This is a genomic window from Flavonifractor sp. An112, from assembly GCF_002161085.1.
In the GTDB taxonomy this organism is placed as follows: Bacteria; Bacillota; Clostridia; order Oscillospirales; family Oscillospiraceae; genus Flavonifractor; species Flavonifractor avicola.
Map to the genome: position 1 here is coordinate 159587 of NZ_NFLU01000005.1, position 18388 is coordinate 177974.

Consider the following 18388-nt stretch of genomic DNA (forward strand, 5'->3'; position numbering starts at 1 on the left):
CGGCGTTGTCAAAAATAAGACCTTTTGGTATAATATCAAATTGGAAAGGTGGCTTACACCCCTTCCAAATATGACGTAAAGTGAGAGATCGCACATGAACACACGGTATGACGTTGCCATTCTGGGCTGCGGCGAAGCCGGTATTTTCGCCGGGTACGAGCTGATGCACCGCAACCCCGGCCTCAAGGTGGTGGCCATGGATCAGGGGGCCGATATCTATACCCGCAGCTGCCCCATTGTGGCGGGCAAGGTGAAGGAGTGCGTCCACTGCAAGGTGTGCGGCACCATGTGCGGTTTTGGCGGCGCCGGCGCCTTTTCCGACGGCAAATATAACTTCACCACCGCGTTCGGCGGCTGGCTCACCGACTTCATGCCCAAGGAAGAGGTCATGTGCCTCATCGACTATGTGGACTCCATCAACATGAAGCACGGAGCCACCGACAAAGTGTTCTCCACCGATACCCCGGCGGCCCGTGCCCTGGAGAAGCGGGCCCTGGAGCACGACCTTCATCTGCTCCAGGCCCGGTGTAAGCACCTGGGTACCGAGAACAACCTGAAGATCCTGCAGAGCATCTATGAGGAGTGCCGCAAGGGTGTGGAGTTCCATTTCAACACCGCTGTCACCAAGATCATGGATCTGAAGGGGGAGGGCTACCGCCTCATCACCGAGAAGGGTGACGAGATCGACTGCACCTGGCTCATCGCCGGTCCCGGCCGCTCCGGTGCCGAGTGGTTCTCCAACCAGTGCAAGGACCTGGGCATCCAGCTCATCAACAACCAAGTGGACATCGGCGTGCGGGTGGAGCTGCCTGCCAAGGTCTTTGAGCACATCACCGACGTGGTGTACGAGTCCAAGCTGGTCTACCGCACCAAGCAGTACGGCGATCAGGTGCGTACCTTCTGCATGAATCCCTACGGCCATGTGGTGGCCGAGAGCGTGGAGGGCATCAACACCGTCAACGGCCATTCCTATTCCGACCCCGCCCTCCAGAGCGAGAACACCAACTTCGCCCTGCTGGTGTCCAACCGGTTCACCCAGCCCTTCAACGAGCCCTATCGTTACGGCAAGCACATTGCCTCCCTGTCCAATATGTTGGCCGGCGGCGTGCTGGTCCAGCGCTTCGGCGATCTGGTCAGCGGCATCCGCACCAACGAGCACCGGATGAGCAAGTCCTTCGTCCGGCCCACCCTCACCGCCGCCGTCCCCGGCGACCTGTCCCTGGCCCTGCCCAAGCGGCAGCTGGACGATATCATTGAGATGATCTACCAGCTGGACAAGATCGCCCCCGGTACCGCCAACTACGATACTCTGCTCTACGGCGCTGAGGTCAAGTTCTACTCCGCCCGGCTGGCCCTGTCCGGCGAGCTGGAGACTTCTCTGCCCGGCTTCTTCGCCGTGGGCGATGGCGCGGGCGTTACCCGGGGTCTGGCCCAGGCAGGCGCTTCCGGTGTGAAAGCGGCCCAGGTGATTCTGGAGCGGCTGAAATAAGCCCGCCCGGAGCCTACACAATGCGAAGCATTGCCGCCGGCGGAATTTATTTCCGCCGTGCGAATCAAATCATCAGGGCTCCCGCAGGGCCTTGGCCCTGTGGGACCGACGGCGCGGGCATCACCCGCGGCCTGGCCCAGGCAGGCGCCTCCGGCGTGAAGGCGGCCCAGGTGATTCTGAACCGGCTGAAATAAGCGGAACAAAAAAACAGCTGCAAGCCATTGGCTTGCAGCTGTTTTTTAATTTGTTATGCAGCAGAGACGCCGGTGTCGGGCAGATGGTTTTCCTCCGGCTTCTTTACCAGGAAGGCCAGCCGCTTACAGAAGAACCGGGAGATATAACCTACCGTCAGGGCGCACACTACGGTGCCCTCCCGCAGGCCGTACACAGCCCCCAGGTCCAGCAGAGACAGCAGAGTGGCGGCGGCTACCATGGTCAGGTCAAAGCCAGTCTTGGTCTTGCCGAAGTCCCAGTGGAACTCCTGGCTGCACACCCGCACAAAGCCCTCGCAGGGGAGGATGAGCACGTTGGGAATGACCTCCAGAGCCACGCCCAGGCCCAGACAGGTACAGCCCATCAGCAGCACCACCCAGTGGCTGGCGTAGGACTGAGGCACCAGGTCGCCCAGCAGCCCCATCCACAGATCAATGCAGCAGGAGAAGAGGAAGGTGAAGGGGACCTGGAGCAGCTGGATGGGCCGGAACTTCTTGCGCAGGATCAGAATCTGGCCGCCCAGCATGACGCAGTTCACCACAAAGGTGAAGGTACCCAGGGAGATGCCGGGGAACACATAGGTGAGTACATAGGCCAGGCTGGATACCGCGGAGGTGCCCATTCCGGCCAGGGTGATTAGGGAAATGCCGAGGGCCGAGCACAGGACCCCGGCCAGAAAGATCAAATAGCGCCGGAGCAGACCGGAATGAGACATCGCATACGCCTCCAAAAAATCATTTTTTAGTACTAAAAATAGTTTAGCACGATGAAAAGGAGGGTTCAAGAGACATCTTTACCAAATAAAAAAGGAAATTTTTTGTGGAATTAACAAGAGGATGGCGCAAAACAGCAACAATAATTCAGGCGTGCCGCCCAAATCAGCGGCACGCCTGAATTTCAGGATTCTTTTTTGTGGCCGGTGTGTTCCTCTTCCTCCTCCGGCGGGGGAGAGAGTTTGGTGACGGTGGCCCACTCCACCCGGCGCTCGGACAGCTCCTCCACCCGGATGTGCAGGCCGTAAATGTCCACCTCGGGGTGACTGCCGTCCTCGGGGATGACGGACAGCTGGGCGTACACCAGCCCGCCCAGAGTCTCCGATTCCTCCTCTTCCGGCATTTCCATGCCCAGAGCTTCAAAGAGCTCTTCCAGTTCGGCGGAGCCGGCCACCCGCCAGCGGTCCTCCCCCAGGGGGATGATCTCCAGGTCCTCCTGGGGATCGAACTCGTCGTAGATGTTGCCCACGATCTCCTCCAGCAGGTCCTCCATGGTGACCAGGCCGGCGGTGCCGCCGTACTCGTCCACCACAATGGACAGGTGGACCTTTTTGCTCTGCATATCCCGGAACAGCAGGTCGGTGCGCACCGACTGGGGCACGAAGTAGGGGCGGCGGAGCAGCTCCCGCAGAGGCTTGGGCTGGGGCTTGCGGGCGTTGATGAGCCACTCCCGGGTGGAGAGGATACCGATGATGTCGTCGGCGTCCTCCTCGTAGACGGGGAAGCGGGACAGGCCGGATTCCTCAATGGTCTTTTCGATCTTCTCCGGGGTATCCTCCGCCCGCAGCATGACCATGTCGGTGCGGTGGACCATCACGTCGGCGGCGGTCATATTGTTAAACTCGAAAATATTTTCGATCATTTCCTTCTCTTCGGTCTCAATAGCACCCTTCTCCTCACTCAGGTCGATAAGTATACGCAGCCCCTCCTCGGATACCTCCTTATCCTCATCATTGGGATTGATGCGGAAGAGCCACAGGACGGCGTTGGTGGAGATGGTAAGCAGCCAGATCAGCGGGCGCATGACGGTGGCCAGCAGACTGACCACACCGCAGGAAAAACGGGCCACCGCTTCGCTCTTTTTCATGGCCACCCGTTTGGGCACCAGTTCGCCAAAGACCAGAGTAAAGAAGGAGAGGATCACAGTGACCACGATCACAGACAGGGTATGAACCGTGGCCACCACAGGCCCGGTCAGCGCGAACGTGGATACTGCCCACTGGGTAAGGGGTCCGGCCAGATTGTCGGCGGCAAAGGCAGACCCCAGGAAGCCGGCCAGGGTGATGCCGATCTGGATGGTGGAGAGAAACCGGGTGGGCATCTCTACGATCCGGAGCAGCTTGGCTGCCTTGCGGTCGCCGCCTTCGGCCTGCTTGCGGATAAGTGCCTCGTTTAATGAGATTACTGCGATCTCAGTGGCAGCAAAGTAGGCGTTGATGGCAATGAGTATGACCTGAAGAAGTAGTTGAGGCCATATGGATGACAAAATAAATTCCTCCTTAAATATATTGATCATGGAACCAGTATAACACACCGCTGAAAAAAATCCATAAGATTGCGGAAAAAAGTTGGTATCCATGTTATAATAATCACGTGTGTCGTACCTGGGGATAGGATAGTTCCTCAGCCCCAGAAAGAGCAAGGCCCCCTGTGCCGGGGACCGATGGAGTGTGAAAGAGATGGAGACAAAGAAGGTACCGGCCTGGCTGGAGCATCCGGCCGCCTTTGTAAAATGGCTGATCTTCGCGGGGATCAGCGGCCTGCTGTGCGGCGGGGTGGCCACCGCCTTTTACTATGCCTTTTCCTCGGTCACAGACCTGCGCCATGCCAATCCCTGGCTGATCTGGCTGCTGCCGGTGGGCGGTCTGGCGATTGTGCTGCTCTACCGGGTGTGCGGCATGGAGGAGGACCGGGGCACCAACTTCGTGCTGGCGGCGGTGCGGGAAAACCAGCCCCTCCGGCTGCGTACCGCCCCCCTGGTCTTTGTGTCCACCGTTATCACCCATTTGGTGGGTGGTTCCTCCGGCCGGGAGGGAGCCATCCTCCAGATTGGCGGATCTATCTCCTCCAAAGTAGGCCGGTGGATGCGCCTGGACGACAAGGACAGCCGTATCATCACCATGTGCGGAATGTCGGCGGCTTTTTCCGCCCTCTTCGGCACCCCTCTGACTGCCGCCATGTTTTCTATGGAGGTCACCAGTGTGGGAGTGCTCTATTATGCCGCCATCGTGCCCTGTATTCTCTCCTCCATCATCGGCCTGTGGGTGGCCCAGCATTTCGGTGTGCCTCCCACCGCCTTTACCCTGGAGGGCATCCCCAACCTGAGCGCCGTCACCCTGCTGCAGGTCATCGGTATGGGCATCCTCTTTGCCCTGCTGTCCATTTTCTTCTGCCGGCTGATGCACGCCGCACCCAAAATCTATGACAGAGTTCTGCCCAACCATCTGGTGCGGGCGGCGGTGGGCGGCACTCTGGTCATCGCCCTGACCTATGTGATCTGGATCTGGGACCCTGGTACTTACGACTACAACGGAGCGGGAGAGGCTATCATCCATGCCGCCATCGGGGGAAACGCCCGGCCGGAGGCGTTCTTCTTCAAGATGCTCTTTACCACCATTACCCTGGGGGCAGGGTTTAAGGGCGGCGAGATCGTGCCGGTATTCTTTACCGGGGCCACCTTCGGCTGCACCGTGGCCCCCTTCCTGGGGCTCCACCCCTCCTTCGGGGCGGGTCTGGGGATGGTGTGCGTGTTCTGCGGCGTCACCAACTGCCCCATCACCTCCCTGCTGCTCTCTCTGGAGCTCTTTGCCGGGGACAGCCTGGGGATGTTTACCGGCCAGAGCCTGTGCCTGTTCGCGGTGTGTCTGGCGGTGTCCTATATGCTGTCCGGCTATTATGGGCTGTACAGCGAGCAAAAAATCGTATATAGTAAACTGCGGCCCGAATTCATCGACAAAAAGGCAAACCAGGACCACTGAGTTTCTGGACCCATACAAAGGAGAAAACATATGCTGCGATTTGATCATTTTAATTTCAATGTTCTGGACCTGAACCGGTCCCTGGACTTTTACCGTGAGGCTCTGGAGCTGGCGCCGGTGGCGGAAAAGGATGCCGAGGACGGCTCCTTCAAGCTGGTCTACCTGGGGGACGGGGAGACCGGCTTCCGGCTGGAGCTGACCTGGCTGAGGGACCGGACTGAGCCCTACGACCTGGGGGAGCAGGAGTTCCACCTGGCCTTTGTCACCGACCGCTTTGATGAGCTTCTGGAGCGCCACAAGGCCATGGGCTGCGTGTGCTTTGAAAACCCGGCCATGGGCATCTATTTCATTGAAGATCCCGACGGCTACTGGATCGAGATCGTTCCTGGAAAGGAATAAGGACATGAGCAAGACCGTAACGGGAGGCCGCCTGGCCTATGCCGATCTGCTGCGGGCTGTGGCCATGCTGGCGGTCATCGTGGTCCACCTGGCAGGCTCCCAGCTGGGCAACGTGCCGGTGGGCTCGGCGGAATTCCATGTGCTCAACGCCTACGACGGGCTGACCCACTGGTGTGTGCCCGTCTTTATTATGCTGTCAGGAATGTTCCTGCTGGACCCCAAGCACAGCCTCTCCCCCTCCAAGCTGTTTTTCGGCCATATTCTGCGGATGCTGGTGGCCCTGGCGGTGTGGGGGACGGCCTATGCCCTGGTGACCCAGGTGTCGGCGGCGGGGCTGAGCTGGGAGAGTGTGAAAGCGGCCCTCTGGCAGGTGCTCCAGGGCAAGACCCACTTCCACCTGTGGTTTTTGTATATGATCGTGGGCCTGTACCTCATCACCCCCATTCTCCGCGTCTTTGTTCGGGGGGCCAGCCGGGCGGACTTCCACTGGTTCTTCCTGCTGTGCTTTGTGTTTGCCAACCTGCTGCCCACCCTGCTGCGGCTGCGGCCCAGTCAGACGGTGAGCCTGTGGGTGAACAATCTGAACCTTCACCTGGTGCTGGGCTATGTGGGCTACTATGTGCTGGGTTACTATCTGAAAACCTACACCATCAGCCGGGCGGCGGAGTATCTCATCTACATCCTGGGCATCCTGGGTGCGGCAGTCACCGTGGGAGGGACTGCCTGGCTGTCCCAGCAGCGGGGCGTCTTTGCCCAGACCCTCTACAACTATGACAGCCCCAATATCGCGCTGATGAGCGTGGCGGTCTTTGTATTCTTCCGCTATGTACTGGGCGTCAGCGAGGAGCGCTCCCGCCGCCAGCGGATGAGTTCGGTGGCCCAGGTGTCCTTTGGGGTGTACCTGATCCATGTCTTTTTCCTCATCCTGCTGGACCGGCTGAACATCACCGTTCTCGCCATTCCGCCGGTGCTGGCAGTGCCCGCCCTGACGGCGGCGGTATTCCTGTGTTCCTTCGCCGTGGCCTGGCTCATCTCCAAGATCCCCCTGGTGGGGCGCTACCTGACTTAAAGGAGGCAACTGAGTGCTCTTTTCCAGTTCCGTATTTCTCTTCCTCTTCCTGCCCCTGGTGCTCATCATCTACTATGTGCCCCTGCGCCGGTTCCGGCAGGCACAGAATATATTCCTGCTGTTGGCCTCCCTGGGCTTCTATGCCTGGGGCGAGCCCTGGTTTGTGCTGGTGATGATAGGGTCCATTGTGATTAACTACTTTTTCGGCCTGTGGGTAGATTACAACAAGCGGCGGGACAGATCCTGCAGGGCCCCCATTTTGCTGGCCCTGCTGATCAATTTGGGTGTTCTGTTTGTATTTAAATACCTGATGTTTACTCTGGGTATTCTAAATGGCCTGGGTGCCAGCTTTGTGATCCCGGTAATCGAACTGCCCATCGGCATTTCCTTCTTTACCTTCCAGGCCCTCAGCTATGTGCTGGACGTCCATCGGGACCGGGGAAAGGTGCAGCGTTCCCCTCTGAAGGTGGGACTGTACATCTCTTTCTTTCCCCAGCTTATTGCCGGCCCCATCGTCAAGTATGAGACGGTGGCCGACCAGATCGACAACCGGAAGGAGAGCTGGGAGGACTTCTCCGCCGGCTGCGCCCGGTTTGTTGTAGGCCTGGGCAAGAAGGCGCTGCTGTCCAATCAGCTGGCCATCATCGCCGACCGGGCCTACGGTATGGCGGGAGACGGACTGACCACCTCCTTTGCCTGGCTGGGAGCGGTGGCTTACATCCTCCAGCTGTACAACGACTTCTCCGGCTATTCCGACATGGCCATCGGTCTGGGCAGGATGTTTGGATTTCACTTCCTGGAGAACTTCAATTATCCCTTTGCCGCCAACTCTCTGGCCGACCTGTGGCGGCGGTGGCACATCTCCCTGGCCACCTGGTTTCGGGACTATGTATATATCCCTCTTGGGGGCAGCCGGGTGGACAGCAAGGCCAAACTGATCCGCAACATCTTTATGGTGTGGCTGTGTACCGGCATCTGGCACGGAGCCAACTGGACCTATCTGGCCTGGGGCATGATCAACTTTGCCATGCTCATGCTGGAGAAATACGGCGGCCTGGGCCGGGGCTGGCCTAAGTTCTTCCGGTGGCTCTATCCCCTGATGACCTTCCTGCTCACCTGTGTGTTCTTCCGTTCGGACAGCATCGGCGCGGCCCTGCAGTATTTCCAGGCCCTGTTCGGCTTCGGCGCCGGGCTGGGGGACGGGCTGACTGTGCTCTATCTCACCGAATGCTGGCTGCCTCTGCTGGCCGCCGTGGTTTTTGCGGCTCCGGTGGCCCCCAAGCTGCGGGACTGGGCCAGCAAGCGCAACTGTGTGCTGCTGGATCTTGGCTACGCCCTGCTTATTGCCGGGGTGTTCCTGGTGTCGGCCAGCTTTATCATCAAGGGCACCTATAATCCCTTTATCTACTTCAACTTCTGACAAGGAGCGGCTCAATGAAACGACGCAATACCATAACCGCCTGCCTGTTCCTGCTGCTGATGGCGGGAGGCTTCGTGCTGCTGCTCACCTCCTTTTTGGGGCGGGAGGGCAGCTTTGAGGCCCTGCTCAAAACCTTTGCCAAGGACAAGGATGTGACTACCTTCCTGGCCCAGGCGGAGACCGCCGTCAATCAGGATCTGGACCGGGACCATCTGTTCATCCAGCTTTACGGCGGCATCCAGCGCATCACCGGCCGCAGGATGGTGGAGGATGCGGTGGATGAAAACACAGTGGTCAAGCTGTCCACCGGGGCGCTGAACTTCGTCAAGCCGGACAGCACCGCCCAGCCTGCGGAAAGCGTGGAGGCCAACGCCGCCGCTACGGCTGATCTGGCCCAGGCGCTGGAGGAGCAGGGTATTCCCTATCTCTTCGTGATGGCGCCCCAGAAGATCCAGCGGGGGCAGGACCTGCTGCCTGTAGGCATGGCGGAGAACGGAAACTCCACTGCCGATGCCTTCCTGGAGGAACTGGATCAGTCGGGCACCAGCTATTTCGATCTGCGGCCCTTCTTTGAGAGCAATGGTATCTATTCCGGCTGGTTCTTCAATACCGACCACCACTGGAAGCCGGAGGCCGCCTTCTTTGCCTGGCAGAACCTGGCCCAGCTGCTGGACCACAACTATGGGTTCGTCACCCCATCCTATCTTACCGATCCCGCCAACTGGTCCACCGCGGTGCTGGAGGACTTTTTCCTGGGCAGCCAGGGCAAACGGGTGGGGTCCCTCTACGCCGGGGTGGACGATTTCACCATCTATACCCCCAAATTTGAGACCAATCTTACCTATGCCAGCACCGACGGCGGCTTTGAGCGCACCGGCCCCTTCAACCAGTCGGTGTGCTTCCCCGAGCGGGTGGAGCAGATGGACTGGTTCAACGGCAACCCCTACACCTACTACTCCGGCGGCGACTACGGTATGGCCACCATGACCAACCACAACAACCCCAACGGACCCAGGATCGTGCTGCTGCGGGAGTCCTTCTCCTGCGCGCTGGCCCCCTTCCTGGCCCTGTCCTGTTCGGAGCTGACCACCATTGACCTGCGCTATTTCCAGGGGGATCTGATGGAGACCCTTGAGGCGCTGGAGCCCGATCTGGTGATGACCATGTATGCCGCCAGCTCTACCGGCCTGGAGAATATGTTTGCTTTTGAAGGAACGGAGTGAACCAAGTGGAACTGAGTGAGCGCAGGCCCTCCCTGCGGCGGCTGGACTATCACTATATTGCCATGCAGGCGGGCTTCTGGGCTATGTTTGCCGCCATTGTGGCCTACCAGACCGCTCTGCTGCTGGAGCGGGGCTTCTCCAACAGCGAGGCGGGATTGATGACGGCGGTGCGCTGTCTGGCGGGCATCGTGTTTCAGCCCCTGCTGGGAGGCTTTGCCGACCGGCATCCCCGCATTCCCCTGAAGTATATCGTGGGCCTGTCCCTGCTCATCTCGGTGGCGGCGGGGGCCTGGTACTGGCTGTCCCCCGGCATGGGCCTGTGGGAGACCACCCTGGTGTGGGTGGTCATCGGCGGCCTGGAGGTGTCCTCCTATCCCCTAATGGACGCCATGGCGGTGCAGTTTATCAATGAAGGTATGCCCATCCGCTACAGCCTGGGCCGGGGCATTGGCTCCCTGGCCTACGCGGTGGTGTGCGTGGTGCTGGGCTTCCAGGCGGGCCGGCTGGGCATGGAGAGCACCCTGCTCACCCACCTGGCCCTGGTGGTGCTGGAGATCCTGCTGGTGGTCACCTACCCGGCTTACCGGGGCAAGGGTGGACAGGCCGGGGAGGAGGGCCCCAAGCCCCAGTCCGCTCTGTCCCTGCTGCGGAGCAATCCCTGCTTTACCCTGATGCTGGTGGGGGTGTTCCTGGGCCTTACCGGCATCATGCCTCTGTCCAACTTCCTGGTGAACATCGTCAACAGCCGGGGGGGTACCGACTCCGACCTGGGTATCGCCCTCTTCCTCATGGGGGCCTCCGAGCTGCCCACCGCCTTCTTCTTCCAGAAGCTGCTGCGGCGGCTGGGCAGCGGAAAGCTGTTGCTGATGAGCATGGTGTTCGGCACTCTGAAGGGCGTGCTGCTGCTGTGTACCTTCAACTGCCTGGGGGTGCTGGCGGTCCAGCCCATCCAGGTGTTGGGCTACGGCCTGTTTACCCCGGCTTCGGTGTACTTTGTCAACGAGTCGGTGCCCGCCGCCGACCGGGTGCGGGGCCAGACCGTGATGATGGTGGCCTCCAACGGCCTGGGCGGCATGATGGGCGGTGTGCTGGCCGGCTGGACTCTGGATCTGGGGGGCGTCAATCTGATGCTGGCGGCCTGCATTGCCTCGGGCTGCCTGGGTGTGCTCTTCTGTCTGGCGGCCCTGCGGCTGTCTCGCGGAAAGAGAAACCAGTTAGTATAGCTTTAGGTGCCGCTAAAATGGTAAGCAAACACAAAATAGTGGAAAAAAAGGCTGTTCCTGAGTGAAGGGACAGTCTTTTTTTATGCTTAGCGCGTATCAACTGTAAATATTTCTGATAAAAACCTCCGAAAGTTGGTTAAAATGAAAATTACCTCTATGCAAAACGGAAAGATTGGTGTATGATAGTCCCGGATTTTTTTTAGAGTCATATTTGCATACCTATGGAGGTAGGAAATGAGAAAGACAAAAATCATCTGCACCCTGGGTCCCGCTGTGGACAATGAGGAGACCATCCGTCAGCTGATTCTGGCTGGTATGGACGCCGCCCGCTTCAACTTCTCTCACGGCAGCCACGCCGAGCAGCTGGCCCGGCTGACCATGTTGAAGTCCGTCCGGGACACCTTGGGCCGCCCCGTGGCCACCATTCTGGATACCAAGGGCCCTGAGATCCGTATCAAGTCCTTTGTGAACGGCCCCGTGACCCTGGAGAAGGATCAGGAGTTTGTCCTGAGCACCGATGAGGTGGAGGGCAACGAGAAGCAGGTGTCCGTGACTTATCTGAATCTGCATGAAGAAGTGGGCCCCGGCTGCCGCATCCTGGTGGATGACGGTCTGATCGAGCTGCTGGTGGAGAAGGTGGACGGCCACAACATCCACTGCACCGTGGAGAACGGCGGCCCCCTGTCCAATAACAAGTCCATCAACATCCCCGATGTGAGCATCATGCTCCCCTCCCTCACCGAGAAGGACAAGGATGACCTGAAGTTTGCTGCCGAGAACGACTTCGACTTCATTGCCGCTTCCTTCGTTCGGAAGGCCAGCGACGTGGAGGATATCCGCGCCGAGCTGAACAAGCATGAGGGCGGCGAGAACATCCGCATCATTGCCAAGATTGAGAACCGGGAAGGCGTGGACAACCTGGAGTCCATCCTCGAGGCCGCTGACGGCGTCATGGTGGCCCGCGGCGACCTGGGCGTGGAGATCCCCGCCCATGAGGTGCCCATCCTCCAGAAGAAGATGATCAAGGCCACCATCCGGCAGGGCAAGCCCGTTATCACCGCCACCCAGATGCTGGACTCCATGATCCGCAATCCCCGTCCCACCCGTGCCGAGGTGTCCGACGTGGCCAACGCCGTGTTTGACGGCACTTCCTGCGTGATGCTGTCCGGCGAGACCGCCTCCGGCAAGTACCCCGTGGAGGCTCTTCAGACCATGGTGGACGTGGTCACCTCCGCCGAGAACTCCATCCGCTACTGGAACCGTTTCCGTGAGCGCAACCTGCTGCCTGAGATCGGCGGCATCAACGACGCCATCACCCACTCCTGCTGCCTGACCGCCATGGACCTGAACGCCACCGCTATCCTGGCGGCCACCAAGTCCGGCTACACCGCCAAGGTGATCTCCCGTTTCCGTCCCGCCTGCCCCATCGTGGCTCTGTGCCAGAACGAGTCTACCCGCCGTCAGCTGGCCATCTCCTGGGGCGTGAAGCCCCTGCTGTCCGGCGAGGTGGATTCCACCGACCGGATGTTCTCCATGGCCGTGGACGTGGCCCGCAAGGAGGGCATCGTGAAGCCCGGTGAGACCGTGGTTATCACCGCCGGCGTGCCTCTGGGCAAGTCCGGTACCACCAACCTCATCAAGGCTGAAGTGGTGGCCGAGCCTGTGTAACAGGCTTCTGAGCCCGCTTGACCGAAATAAAAAAGGACCCGCTGCAACAGCAGCGGGTCCTTTTTTATATCAGCTCAGCCGCCCATGTAGGAGAAGTGCATATAGTCGTGGTAGCCGGTGGCGTCGTCGCTGTCGGCGGCCCAGGCGTCGCCGCCCCAGCTCCAGCCGTGGGCCTCAAAGATACGGACCACCGAGCTGTCCGGAGCGATGGAGTAGGGGTTGGTCCCCGGCTCCCAGCAGCTGCCCACCAGCACCTGACCGTCCCGGATCTGGTAGTTCTCATTGGCGTTCAGGTCAATGGCGGTGCCGCAGTTGTGCTCGCCGGTGGTACCCTCCACATAGCGGAAGCTGCTGGTGCCATTGATGGGGAACTGCTCCGGGTCATTGTAGATCTCGGTAAAGATGGCCTTTACATCGTCGGCAATGGCGGCGTGGACCTGGAGGGTGGTGGTAGAGGCCTTTTTCACCCCGTTGGACAGCGTCCAGATGGGTACCGTAATGGTGGTCATAGCGGCCTGGGCCTCCGCCTGGCTGTCAAAGCGGCGCTTTTCCGTAGAGCCGAAGAGCAGGTTGTGCTTGGCTTCGTTCTCGCCCTGCATGGACAGCCAGAAGGGCTGGGTCCAGTAGTCGTCCGCGCTGGCCAGCCCCTGGTCCACCTTGTCCCAGAAGTCGGCTTCCTCCCGCTCGGCCTGGGTCATGGGCCGGTACTGGGCACAGTAGCTGGCGCAGGCGGAGGTCACAGTGCCGCCCCCCTGAAATCCATCAAAGACATAGTATTGGGGGGCGTCCTCCAGCAGGCCGTATAGGTAGGCCCCGACCTCGGTTACATACTCCTGGCGGAACAGCTCCTGACCGCTCTCGCTGTCCACTCCGTACAGCGTGATGGTGACGGTCTCGCCGGTCCGGGCCCGGTCCACCACATTTAGGGTGCGCATCAGTAGCACCGTGCCGTCGCACCGTTGGATGGGATCGGTCCGGCCAAAGGAGCCGTCGGGCTTGCCGGAGGATACCTGAGTGTCAGCCAGAGCGGATACCGCCGCCTGATGGACCTCATCCATCTGGTCAAAGTCGGTGAAGAGGGCCTCATTTTCCGGATGGGCGTATTTCTCCTGGATCTCCTCCGGCATGGCGCGGTAGAGCAACACCGCCGCGTCCTCCCGGGTAATGCTCTCCCCCAGTTGCTCGGGGCTGACAGACAGGGCATCCTCCTCCCGCAGGATGCCGGCGGATGCTGCCGCCAAATAGCCCGCCTCATCCCAGGCCGCTCCCTGGTCCAGGGCGCTCTGGTAGTCGTCGGGGGCGAAGGTCCGGGTGACCAGAGCCAGGAACTGGCCCCAGCTCATGGTGAGGGCAGGGGCCAGCTGGTTGTTTCCCACCCCCTGAAGGATGCCCAGCTCCACCGCTCGGGTCATCTCCTCGTAGGCCCAGTGGTCCTGACCCAGATCGGCGTACTCCGCCGCCTGGGCGGGCAGGACGGACAGGGACATGACCCCGGACAGAGCCAGGGCGCTTACTTTCACACACCAGTTGCGTACCATCATAATCAGACTTCCTTTCTCTCTTTTGATCCATAGAACGGATGGTGGCTTTCTCTTGTTAGTGATGCCGGGGAAAGGGACGGTTTTATCTTCAGCAAAATTTTTTGAAAAATGTCGATGTCGGTCGAGGACTTAGCAAACCATATCCTACCGTATTTTGGTGCAAAATACAATGGTGCCAAAAAGGACTTTACAAAAACTAAAATGTGCAGTATAATTTAACAACCGACACTGACGCGAAAGGGGTAACAGCCTGACGGGAAAGGGTCGCCGGACAGAACGAACGTATGCTGTGGCGCACCCTTTTTGGGTGCGCCATTTGTCATTTTTTGCAAGGAGGAAATTGCTATGGAAGAGACCCGCGTGGCCCTGCTGGGCGTGGTGGTGGAGAACCCAGACTCCGTGGAGGAGCTCAACGCCCTGCTCCACGAATACAAGGACTATATCATCGGCCGGATGGGCATCCCCTACCGGGAACGGAAGGTGAACATCATCTCCATCGTGCTGGACGCCCCCGCCGATGCCATCAGCGCCCTGTCCGGCAAGGCCGGTATGCTGCCCGGAGTGAGCTGCAAGGCGGTGTACTCCAAGCTGCCCAATGAATGAGCTGCTGGACAAGCTGTGCCGTCAGCGGCGGCTGGACCGGGACGAGTGGCGAACCCTGCTGGCCGGTCGGCACAGCCTGGATCAGCAGGACCTCTTTGCCCGGGGACTGGAGGAGCGCCGCCGGTGGTACGGGGATCAGATCTACGTCCGGGGGTTAATTGAGTGTAGTAATATCTGCAAAAATAACTGTCTGTATTGTGGTATCCGGCGGGATAACCGCCATGCAACCCGTTACCGGCTGGACCGGGACACCATTCTGGCCTGCTGCGAAAAGGGCTACGGCTGGGGCTTTCGCACCTTCGTGCTCCAGGGAGGCGAGGACCCGGGGCTCACCCCGGACTGGGTGGCGGAGACGGTGGCGGCCATCAAGGCACGCTTTCCGGACTGCGCCGTGACCCTCTCCCTGGGGGAGTTCGAGCGGGAAGTGTACCAGCTGTGGTTTGACGCCGGAGCCGACCGCTACCTCCTCCGCCACGAGACCGCCGACCCCGTCCACTATGGAAAACTCCACCCGCCGGAGCTGACCCTGGAGCACCGGCTGAACTGCCTGCGTACCCTGAAGGACATCGGCTACCAGGTGGGGGCCGGGTTCATGGTGGGCTCTCCGGGCCAAACGGTGGACACTCTGGCGGAAGATTTCTGCTTCCTCCAGGACTTCCAGCCCCACATGGTGGGCCTGGGGCCCTTCATCCCTCAAAAGGACACCCCCTTTGCCGGGGAGAAGGCGGGCACCCTGGAGGACACCCTGATTTTGCTCTCTCTGGTGCGGCTCACCTTACCCAAGGTGCTGCTGCCCGCCACTACCGCCCTGGGCACCATCCATCCCCAGGGCCGGGAGCTGGGCATTCTGGCAGGGGCCAACGTGGTGATGCCCAATCTGTCGCCCCCTGCCGCCCGGGACAAGTACACCCTTTATGACAACAAGCTCTGCACGGGCGACGAGGCCGCCGAGCACCTGGCGGGCCTGAAACAGCGCCTGGCCGCCATCGGCTGCACCGTGGCCGTCCACCGTGGAGACTTTCCTGATTAGAAAGAGAAAAAACTGACGGGGAAGGGTTTTGCCCTGACCCAAAAGAAAGGAAGTAATCCCCATGTACGATCCCAAATCCAGAAAAGCAGAGGACTTCATCAACCACCAGGAGATCCTGGACTCCCTGGCCTACGCCGACGCCCATAAGAACGATGTGGCCGTCATCGACGCCATCCTGGAGAAGGCCAGACTCCGCAAGGGCCTGACCCACCGGGAGGCCTCGGTGCTGCTGGCCTGTGAGCTGGAGGACAAGAACCAGGAGATCTATGAGCTGGCCCGCCAGATCAAGAAGGACTTCTATGGCGACCGCATCGTCATGTTCGCCCCCCTGTACCTGTCCAACTACTGCGTCAACGGCTGCCTCTACTGCCCCTACCACGCCAAGAATAAGCACATCCCCCGCAAGAAGCTGACCCAGGAGGAGATCAAGGCCGAGGTTATCGCTCTCCAGGACATGGGCCACAAGCGGCTGGCGCTGGAGGCGGGCGAGGACCCGGTGAACAATCCTCTGGAGTACATTCTGGAGTCCATCAAGACCATCTACTCCATCAAGCACAAGAACGGCGCCATCCGCCGGGTGAACGTGAACATCGCCGCCACCACGGTGGAGGACTACCGCAAGCTGAAGGAGGCCGGGATCGGCACCTATATCCTGTTCCAGGAGACCTACCACAAGGAGAGCTATGAGAAGCTCCACCCCACCGGACCCAAGAGCAACTATGCCTATCACACCGAGGCCCACGACCGGGCCATGGAGGGCGGCATCGACGACGTGGGCCTGGGCGTGCTCTTCGGTCTGGAGCTCTACCGCTACGAGTTTGCCGGCCTGCTGATGCACGCCGAGCATCTGGAGGCGGTGTTCGGGGTAGGCCCCCACACCATCAGCGTGCCCCGTGTGTGCCCCGCCGACGACATCGACCCCGGCGCCTTTGACAACGGCATCTCCGACGAGATCTTTGAGAAGATCGTGGCCTGCATCCGGGTGGCAGTGCCCTATACCGGCATGATCATCTCCACCCGTGAGTCCCAGAAGGTGCGCCAGCGGGTGCTGGAGCTGGGCATCTCCCAGATCTCCGGCGGTTCCCGCACCAGCGTGGGCGGCTATGTGGAGAAGGAGCCGGAGGAGGAGTCCTCCGCCCAGTTCGACGTGTCCGACACCCGTACCCTGGACGAGGTGGTGCGCTGGCTGATGGAGCTGGGCTATGTGCCCTCCTTCTGTACCGCCTGCTACCGGGAGGGGAGAACCGGCGACCGGTTCATGTCTCTGTGCAAGGCGGGCCAGATCCAGAACTGCTGCCTGCCCAACGCCCTCATGACCTTGAAGGAGTACCTGATGGACTATGCCGCTCCCGAGACCAAGGCTGTGGGCGAAAAGGTTATCGCCCAGCAGCAGGCCTACATCACCAACCCCAAGGTGAAGGAGATCGTGGCTGAACGGCTGGTGAAGATCGCCCAGGGCGAGCGGGATTTCCGGTTCTGATCCTATGACTTGAATGTTCGCAACGGGGCGGCCTCCGGGCCGCCCTGTCTGCTATCCGAATAAGGAGGTCTTTCCTATGAGCCTGAATGCCACCCCCGCAGGCGAGCGGGTCCACATCGCCTTTTTCGGCCGGCGCAACGCCGGTAAGTCCAGCCTGGTCAACGCCTTCACCGGCCAGGATCTGGCCATTGTGTCCGACGTGAAGGGCACCACCACCGACCCGGTGTACAAGGCCATGGAGCTGCTCCCTCTGGGTCCGGTGCAGATCATCGACACCCCCGGCATCGACGACGAGGGCGCCCTGGGTGAACTGCGGGTGAAAAAGACCCGGCAGGTGCTGAACAAAACCGACCTGGCCATTCTGGTGGCCGACGCCACCCAGCCCCTGGGCAAGGCAGAGGAGGAACTGATTTCTCTTATCAAGGATAAGGGCATCCCCTATCTGCTGGCCTGGAACAAGGCCGACCTGCTGGACAGCGTGCCCGAGGAGGGGGAGAATACCCTGTGGGTGAGCGCCCTCACCGGGCTCCACATTCACGAATTGAAGGAGAAGGCCGCCCGGCTGGCGGGGCAGGAGGGCCCCAAGCGGCCCCTCATCGCCGATCTTCTTCAGCCCGGCGACACGGTGGTGCTGGTGGTGCCCATCGACAAGGCGGCCCCCAAGGGCCGGTTGATCCTGCCCCAGCAGCAGACCATCCGGGACGTGCTGGAGGCGGGAGCTGCCGCCCTGGTGTGCCGGAATACCGAGCTGGCCCTCACCCTGGCGGGGCTGCCCAAGCCGCCCCGGCTGGTGGTCACCGACAGCCAGGTGTTCGGAAAGGTGGCCAAGATCGTGCCCCGTGAGGTGCCCCTCACCTCCTTCTCCATCCTCATGGCCCGGTACAAGGGCGATCTGGCCCTCACGGTGGAGGGGGCCCGGGCGGTGAAGGACCTGAAAGCCGGGGACAAGGTGCTTATCGCCGAGGGCTGTACCCACCACCGCCAGTGCGAGGACATCGGTACGGTGAAGTTGCCCCGCTGGATCAAGGAAGCCACCGGGGTGGAGCCGGACTACACCTTCTGCTCCGGCCGGGAGTACCCGGAGGACTTGACACCCTACAAGCTGGTGATCCACTGCGGGGGCTGCACCCTGGGGGAGCGGGAGATGAAGTACCGCCAGCGCACCGCCGCCGATCAGGGCATTCCCATCACCAACTACGGCATCCTGATTGCCTCCCTCAACGGCATCCTGGAGCGCACTCTGGAGCCCTTCCCGGAATTTCATAGATGAAAAAAGGAC

At 60.6% G+C, this 18388-nt stretch carries 16 protein-coding genes; 13 read left to right on the plus strand and 3 right to left on the minus strand.

The features are described 5' to 3' along the window. Positions 1–94: 94 nt before the first annotated feature. The gene (locus B5E56_RS06470; protein WP_087389107.1) at positions 95–1489 is read left to right on the plus strand and encodes an NAD(P)/FAD-dependent oxidoreductase; all 1395 of its coding nucleotides are present in this window, start codon (positions 95–97) and stop codon (positions 1487–1489) included. Between the two features lie 20 nt (positions 1490–1509). Then, complete coding sequence (locus B5E56_RS14600) at positions 1510–1683, plus strand: hypothetical protein (RefSeq protein WP_158098685.1); 174 nt, start codon at positions 1510–1512, stop codon at positions 1681–1683. Between the two features lie 53 nt (positions 1684–1736). Here the strand turns inward: B5E56_RS14600 and B5E56_RS06475 are convergent, their stop codons facing one another. Together B5E56_RS06475 and B5E56_RS06480 are read right to left on the minus strand one after the other, a co-directional pair. Continuing rightward, the gene (locus tag B5E56_RS06475) at positions 1737–2417 is read right to left on the minus strand and encodes a YczE/YyaS/YitT family protein (protein WP_087329110.1); all 681 of its coding nucleotides are present in this window, start codon (positions 2415–2417) and stop codon (positions 1737–1739) included. A gap of 182 nt (positions 2418–2599) precedes the next feature. After that, positions 2600–3961 (minus strand): hemolysin family protein, encoded by a 1362-nt coding sequence (locus B5E56_RS06480; protein ID WP_242958799.1) that lies wholly within the window; start codon positions 3959–3961, stop codon positions 2600–2602. A gap of 193 nt (positions 3962–4154) precedes the next feature. Here B5E56_RS06480 and B5E56_RS06485 point away from each other — a divergent pair, with 193 nt between their 5' ends. From B5E56_RS06485 to pyk, 7 genes are all read left to right on the plus strand, one after another. Then, on the plus strand, positions 4155–5453 hold the full coding sequence (locus B5E56_RS06485) for a chloride channel protein (protein ID WP_087389109.1): 1299 nt from the start codon (positions 4155–4157) through the stop codon (positions 5451–5453). Positions 5454–5483: 30 nt separating this feature from the next. Beyond that, the gene (locus B5E56_RS06490; protein WP_087389110.1) at positions 5484–5852 is read left to right on the plus strand and encodes a VOC family protein; all 369 of its coding nucleotides are present in this window, start codon (positions 5484–5486) and stop codon (positions 5850–5852) included. Between the two features lie 4 nt (positions 5853–5856). After that, positions 5857–6921 carry an acyltransferase gene (locus B5E56_RS06495; protein WP_087389111.1) on the plus strand — a complete coding sequence of 355 codons (1065 nt, stop codon included), beginning with the start codon at positions 5857–5859 and terminating at the stop codon, positions 6919–6921. Between the two features lie 13 nt (positions 6922–6934). Next, positions 6935–8341 carry an MBOAT family O-acyltransferase gene (locus B5E56_RS06500; protein ID WP_087389112.1) on the plus strand — a complete coding sequence of 469 codons (1407 nt, stop codon included), beginning with the start codon at positions 6935–6937 and terminating at the stop codon, positions 8339–8341. 14 nt (positions 8342–8355) lie between these two features. Beyond that, positions 8356–9564: a DHHW family protein gene (locus B5E56_RS06505; protein ID WP_087389113.1), complete on the plus strand. Its 1209-nt coding sequence runs from the start codon at positions 8356–8358 to the stop codon at positions 9562–9564. A 5-nt stretch (positions 9565–9569) separates the two neighbouring features. Beyond that, entirely contained in the window at positions 9570–10787 is a 1218-nt protein-coding gene (locus tag B5E56_RS06510; protein WP_242958801.1) for an MFS transporter, read from the plus strand. A gap of 234 nt (positions 10788–11021) precedes the next feature. Further along, on the plus strand, positions 11022–12455 hold the full coding sequence (gene pyk / locus B5E56_RS06515) for a pyruvate kinase (protein WP_087389114.1): 1434 nt from the start codon (positions 11022–11024) through the stop codon (positions 12453–12455). A 74-nt stretch (positions 12456–12529) separates the two neighbouring features. On the opposite strand, the gene B5E56_RS06520 is transcribed toward pyk, so the two are convergent. Then, entirely contained in the window at positions 12530–13996 is a 1467-nt protein-coding gene (locus B5E56_RS06520) for a M15 family metallopeptidase (protein ID WP_242958802.1), read from the minus strand. A 345-nt stretch (positions 13997–14341) separates the two neighbouring features. Between B5E56_RS06520 and B5E56_RS06525 the strand changes: the two genes are divergently transcribed. From B5E56_RS06525 to hydF, 4 genes are all read left to right on the plus strand, one after another. Next, positions 14342–14599 carry a TM1266 family iron-only hydrogenase system putative regulator gene (locus tag B5E56_RS06525; RefSeq protein ID WP_087189012.1) on the plus strand — a complete coding sequence of 86 codons (258 nt, stop codon included), beginning with the start codon at positions 14342–14344 and terminating at the stop codon, positions 14597–14599. Further along, positions 14592–15629 (plus strand): [FeFe] hydrogenase H-cluster radical SAM maturase HydE, encoded by a 1038-nt coding sequence (gene hydE / locus B5E56_RS06530; RefSeq protein WP_087389115.1) that lies wholly within the window; start codon positions 14592–14594, stop codon positions 15627–15629. Before B5E56_RS06525 ends, hydE begins: the two co-directional genes overlap by 8 nt. Positions 15630–15690: 61 nt before the next feature. Further along, positions 15691–17109, plus strand: coding sequence for a [FeFe] hydrogenase H-cluster radical SAM maturase HydG (gene hydG / locus B5E56_RS06535; RefSeq protein WP_087389116.1), 1419 nt, complete (start codon positions 15691–15693; stop codon positions 17107–17109). Between the two features lie 76 nt (positions 17110–17185). Then, the gene (gene hydF / locus B5E56_RS06540) at positions 17186–18379 is read left to right on the plus strand and encodes a [FeFe] hydrogenase H-cluster maturation GTPase HydF (RefSeq protein WP_087389117.1); all 1194 of its coding nucleotides are present in this window, start codon (positions 17186–17188) and stop codon (positions 18377–18379) included. The last annotated feature ends 9 nt before the right edge of the window (positions 18380–18388 follow it).

Bases quoted from the DNA above. Each gene is read 5' to 3' on its own strand.
- B5E56_RS06525 (WP_087189012.1), top strand. From the start codon at position 14,342: ATGGAAGAGACCCGCGTGGCCCTGCTGGGCGTGGTGGTGGAGAACCCA.
- B5E56_RS06520 (WP_242958802.1), bottom strand. From the start codon at position 13,996: ATGATGGTACGCAACTGGTGTGTGAAAGTAAGCGCCCTGGCTCTGTCC.
- B5E56_RS06470 (WP_087389107.1), top strand. From the start codon at position 95: ATGAACACACGGTATGACGTTGCCATTCTGGGCTGCGGCGAAGCCGGT.
- B5E56_RS06475 (WP_087329110.1), bottom strand. From the start codon at position 2,417: ATGTCTCATTCCGGTCTGCTCCGGCGCTATTTGATCTTTCTGGCCGGG.
- hydE (WP_087389115.1), top strand. From the start codon at position 14,592: ATGAATGAGCTGCTGGACAAGCTGTGCCGTCAGCGGCGGCTGGACCGG.
- B5E56_RS06485 (WP_087389109.1), top strand. From the start codon at position 4,155: ATGGAGACAAAGAAGGTACCGGCCTGGCTGGAGCATCCGGCCGCCTTT.
- hydF (WP_087389117.1), top strand. From the start codon at position 17,186: ATGAGCCTGAATGCCACCCCCGCAGGCGAGCGGGTCCACATCGCCTTT.
- B5E56_RS14600 (WP_158098685.1), top strand. From the start codon at position 1,510: ATGCGAAGCATTGCCGCCGGCGGAATTTATTTCCGCCGTGCGAATCAA.
- B5E56_RS06495 (WP_087389111.1), top strand. From the start codon at position 5,857: ATGAGCAAGACCGTAACGGGAGGCCGCCTGGCCTATGCCGATCTGCTG.
- hydG (WP_087389116.1), top strand. From the start codon at position 15,691: ATGTACGATCCCAAATCCAGAAAAGCAGAGGACTTCATCAACCACCAG.
- B5E56_RS06505 (WP_087389113.1), top strand. From the start codon at position 8,356: ATGAAACGACGCAATACCATAACCGCCTGCCTGTTCCTGCTGCTGATG.
- pyk (WP_087389114.1), top strand. From the start codon at position 11,022: ATGAGAAAGACAAAAATCATCTGCACCCTGGGTCCCGCTGTGGACAAT.
- B5E56_RS06490 (WP_087389110.1), top strand. From the start codon at position 5,484: ATGCTGCGATTTGATCATTTTAATTTCAATGTTCTGGACCTGAACCGG.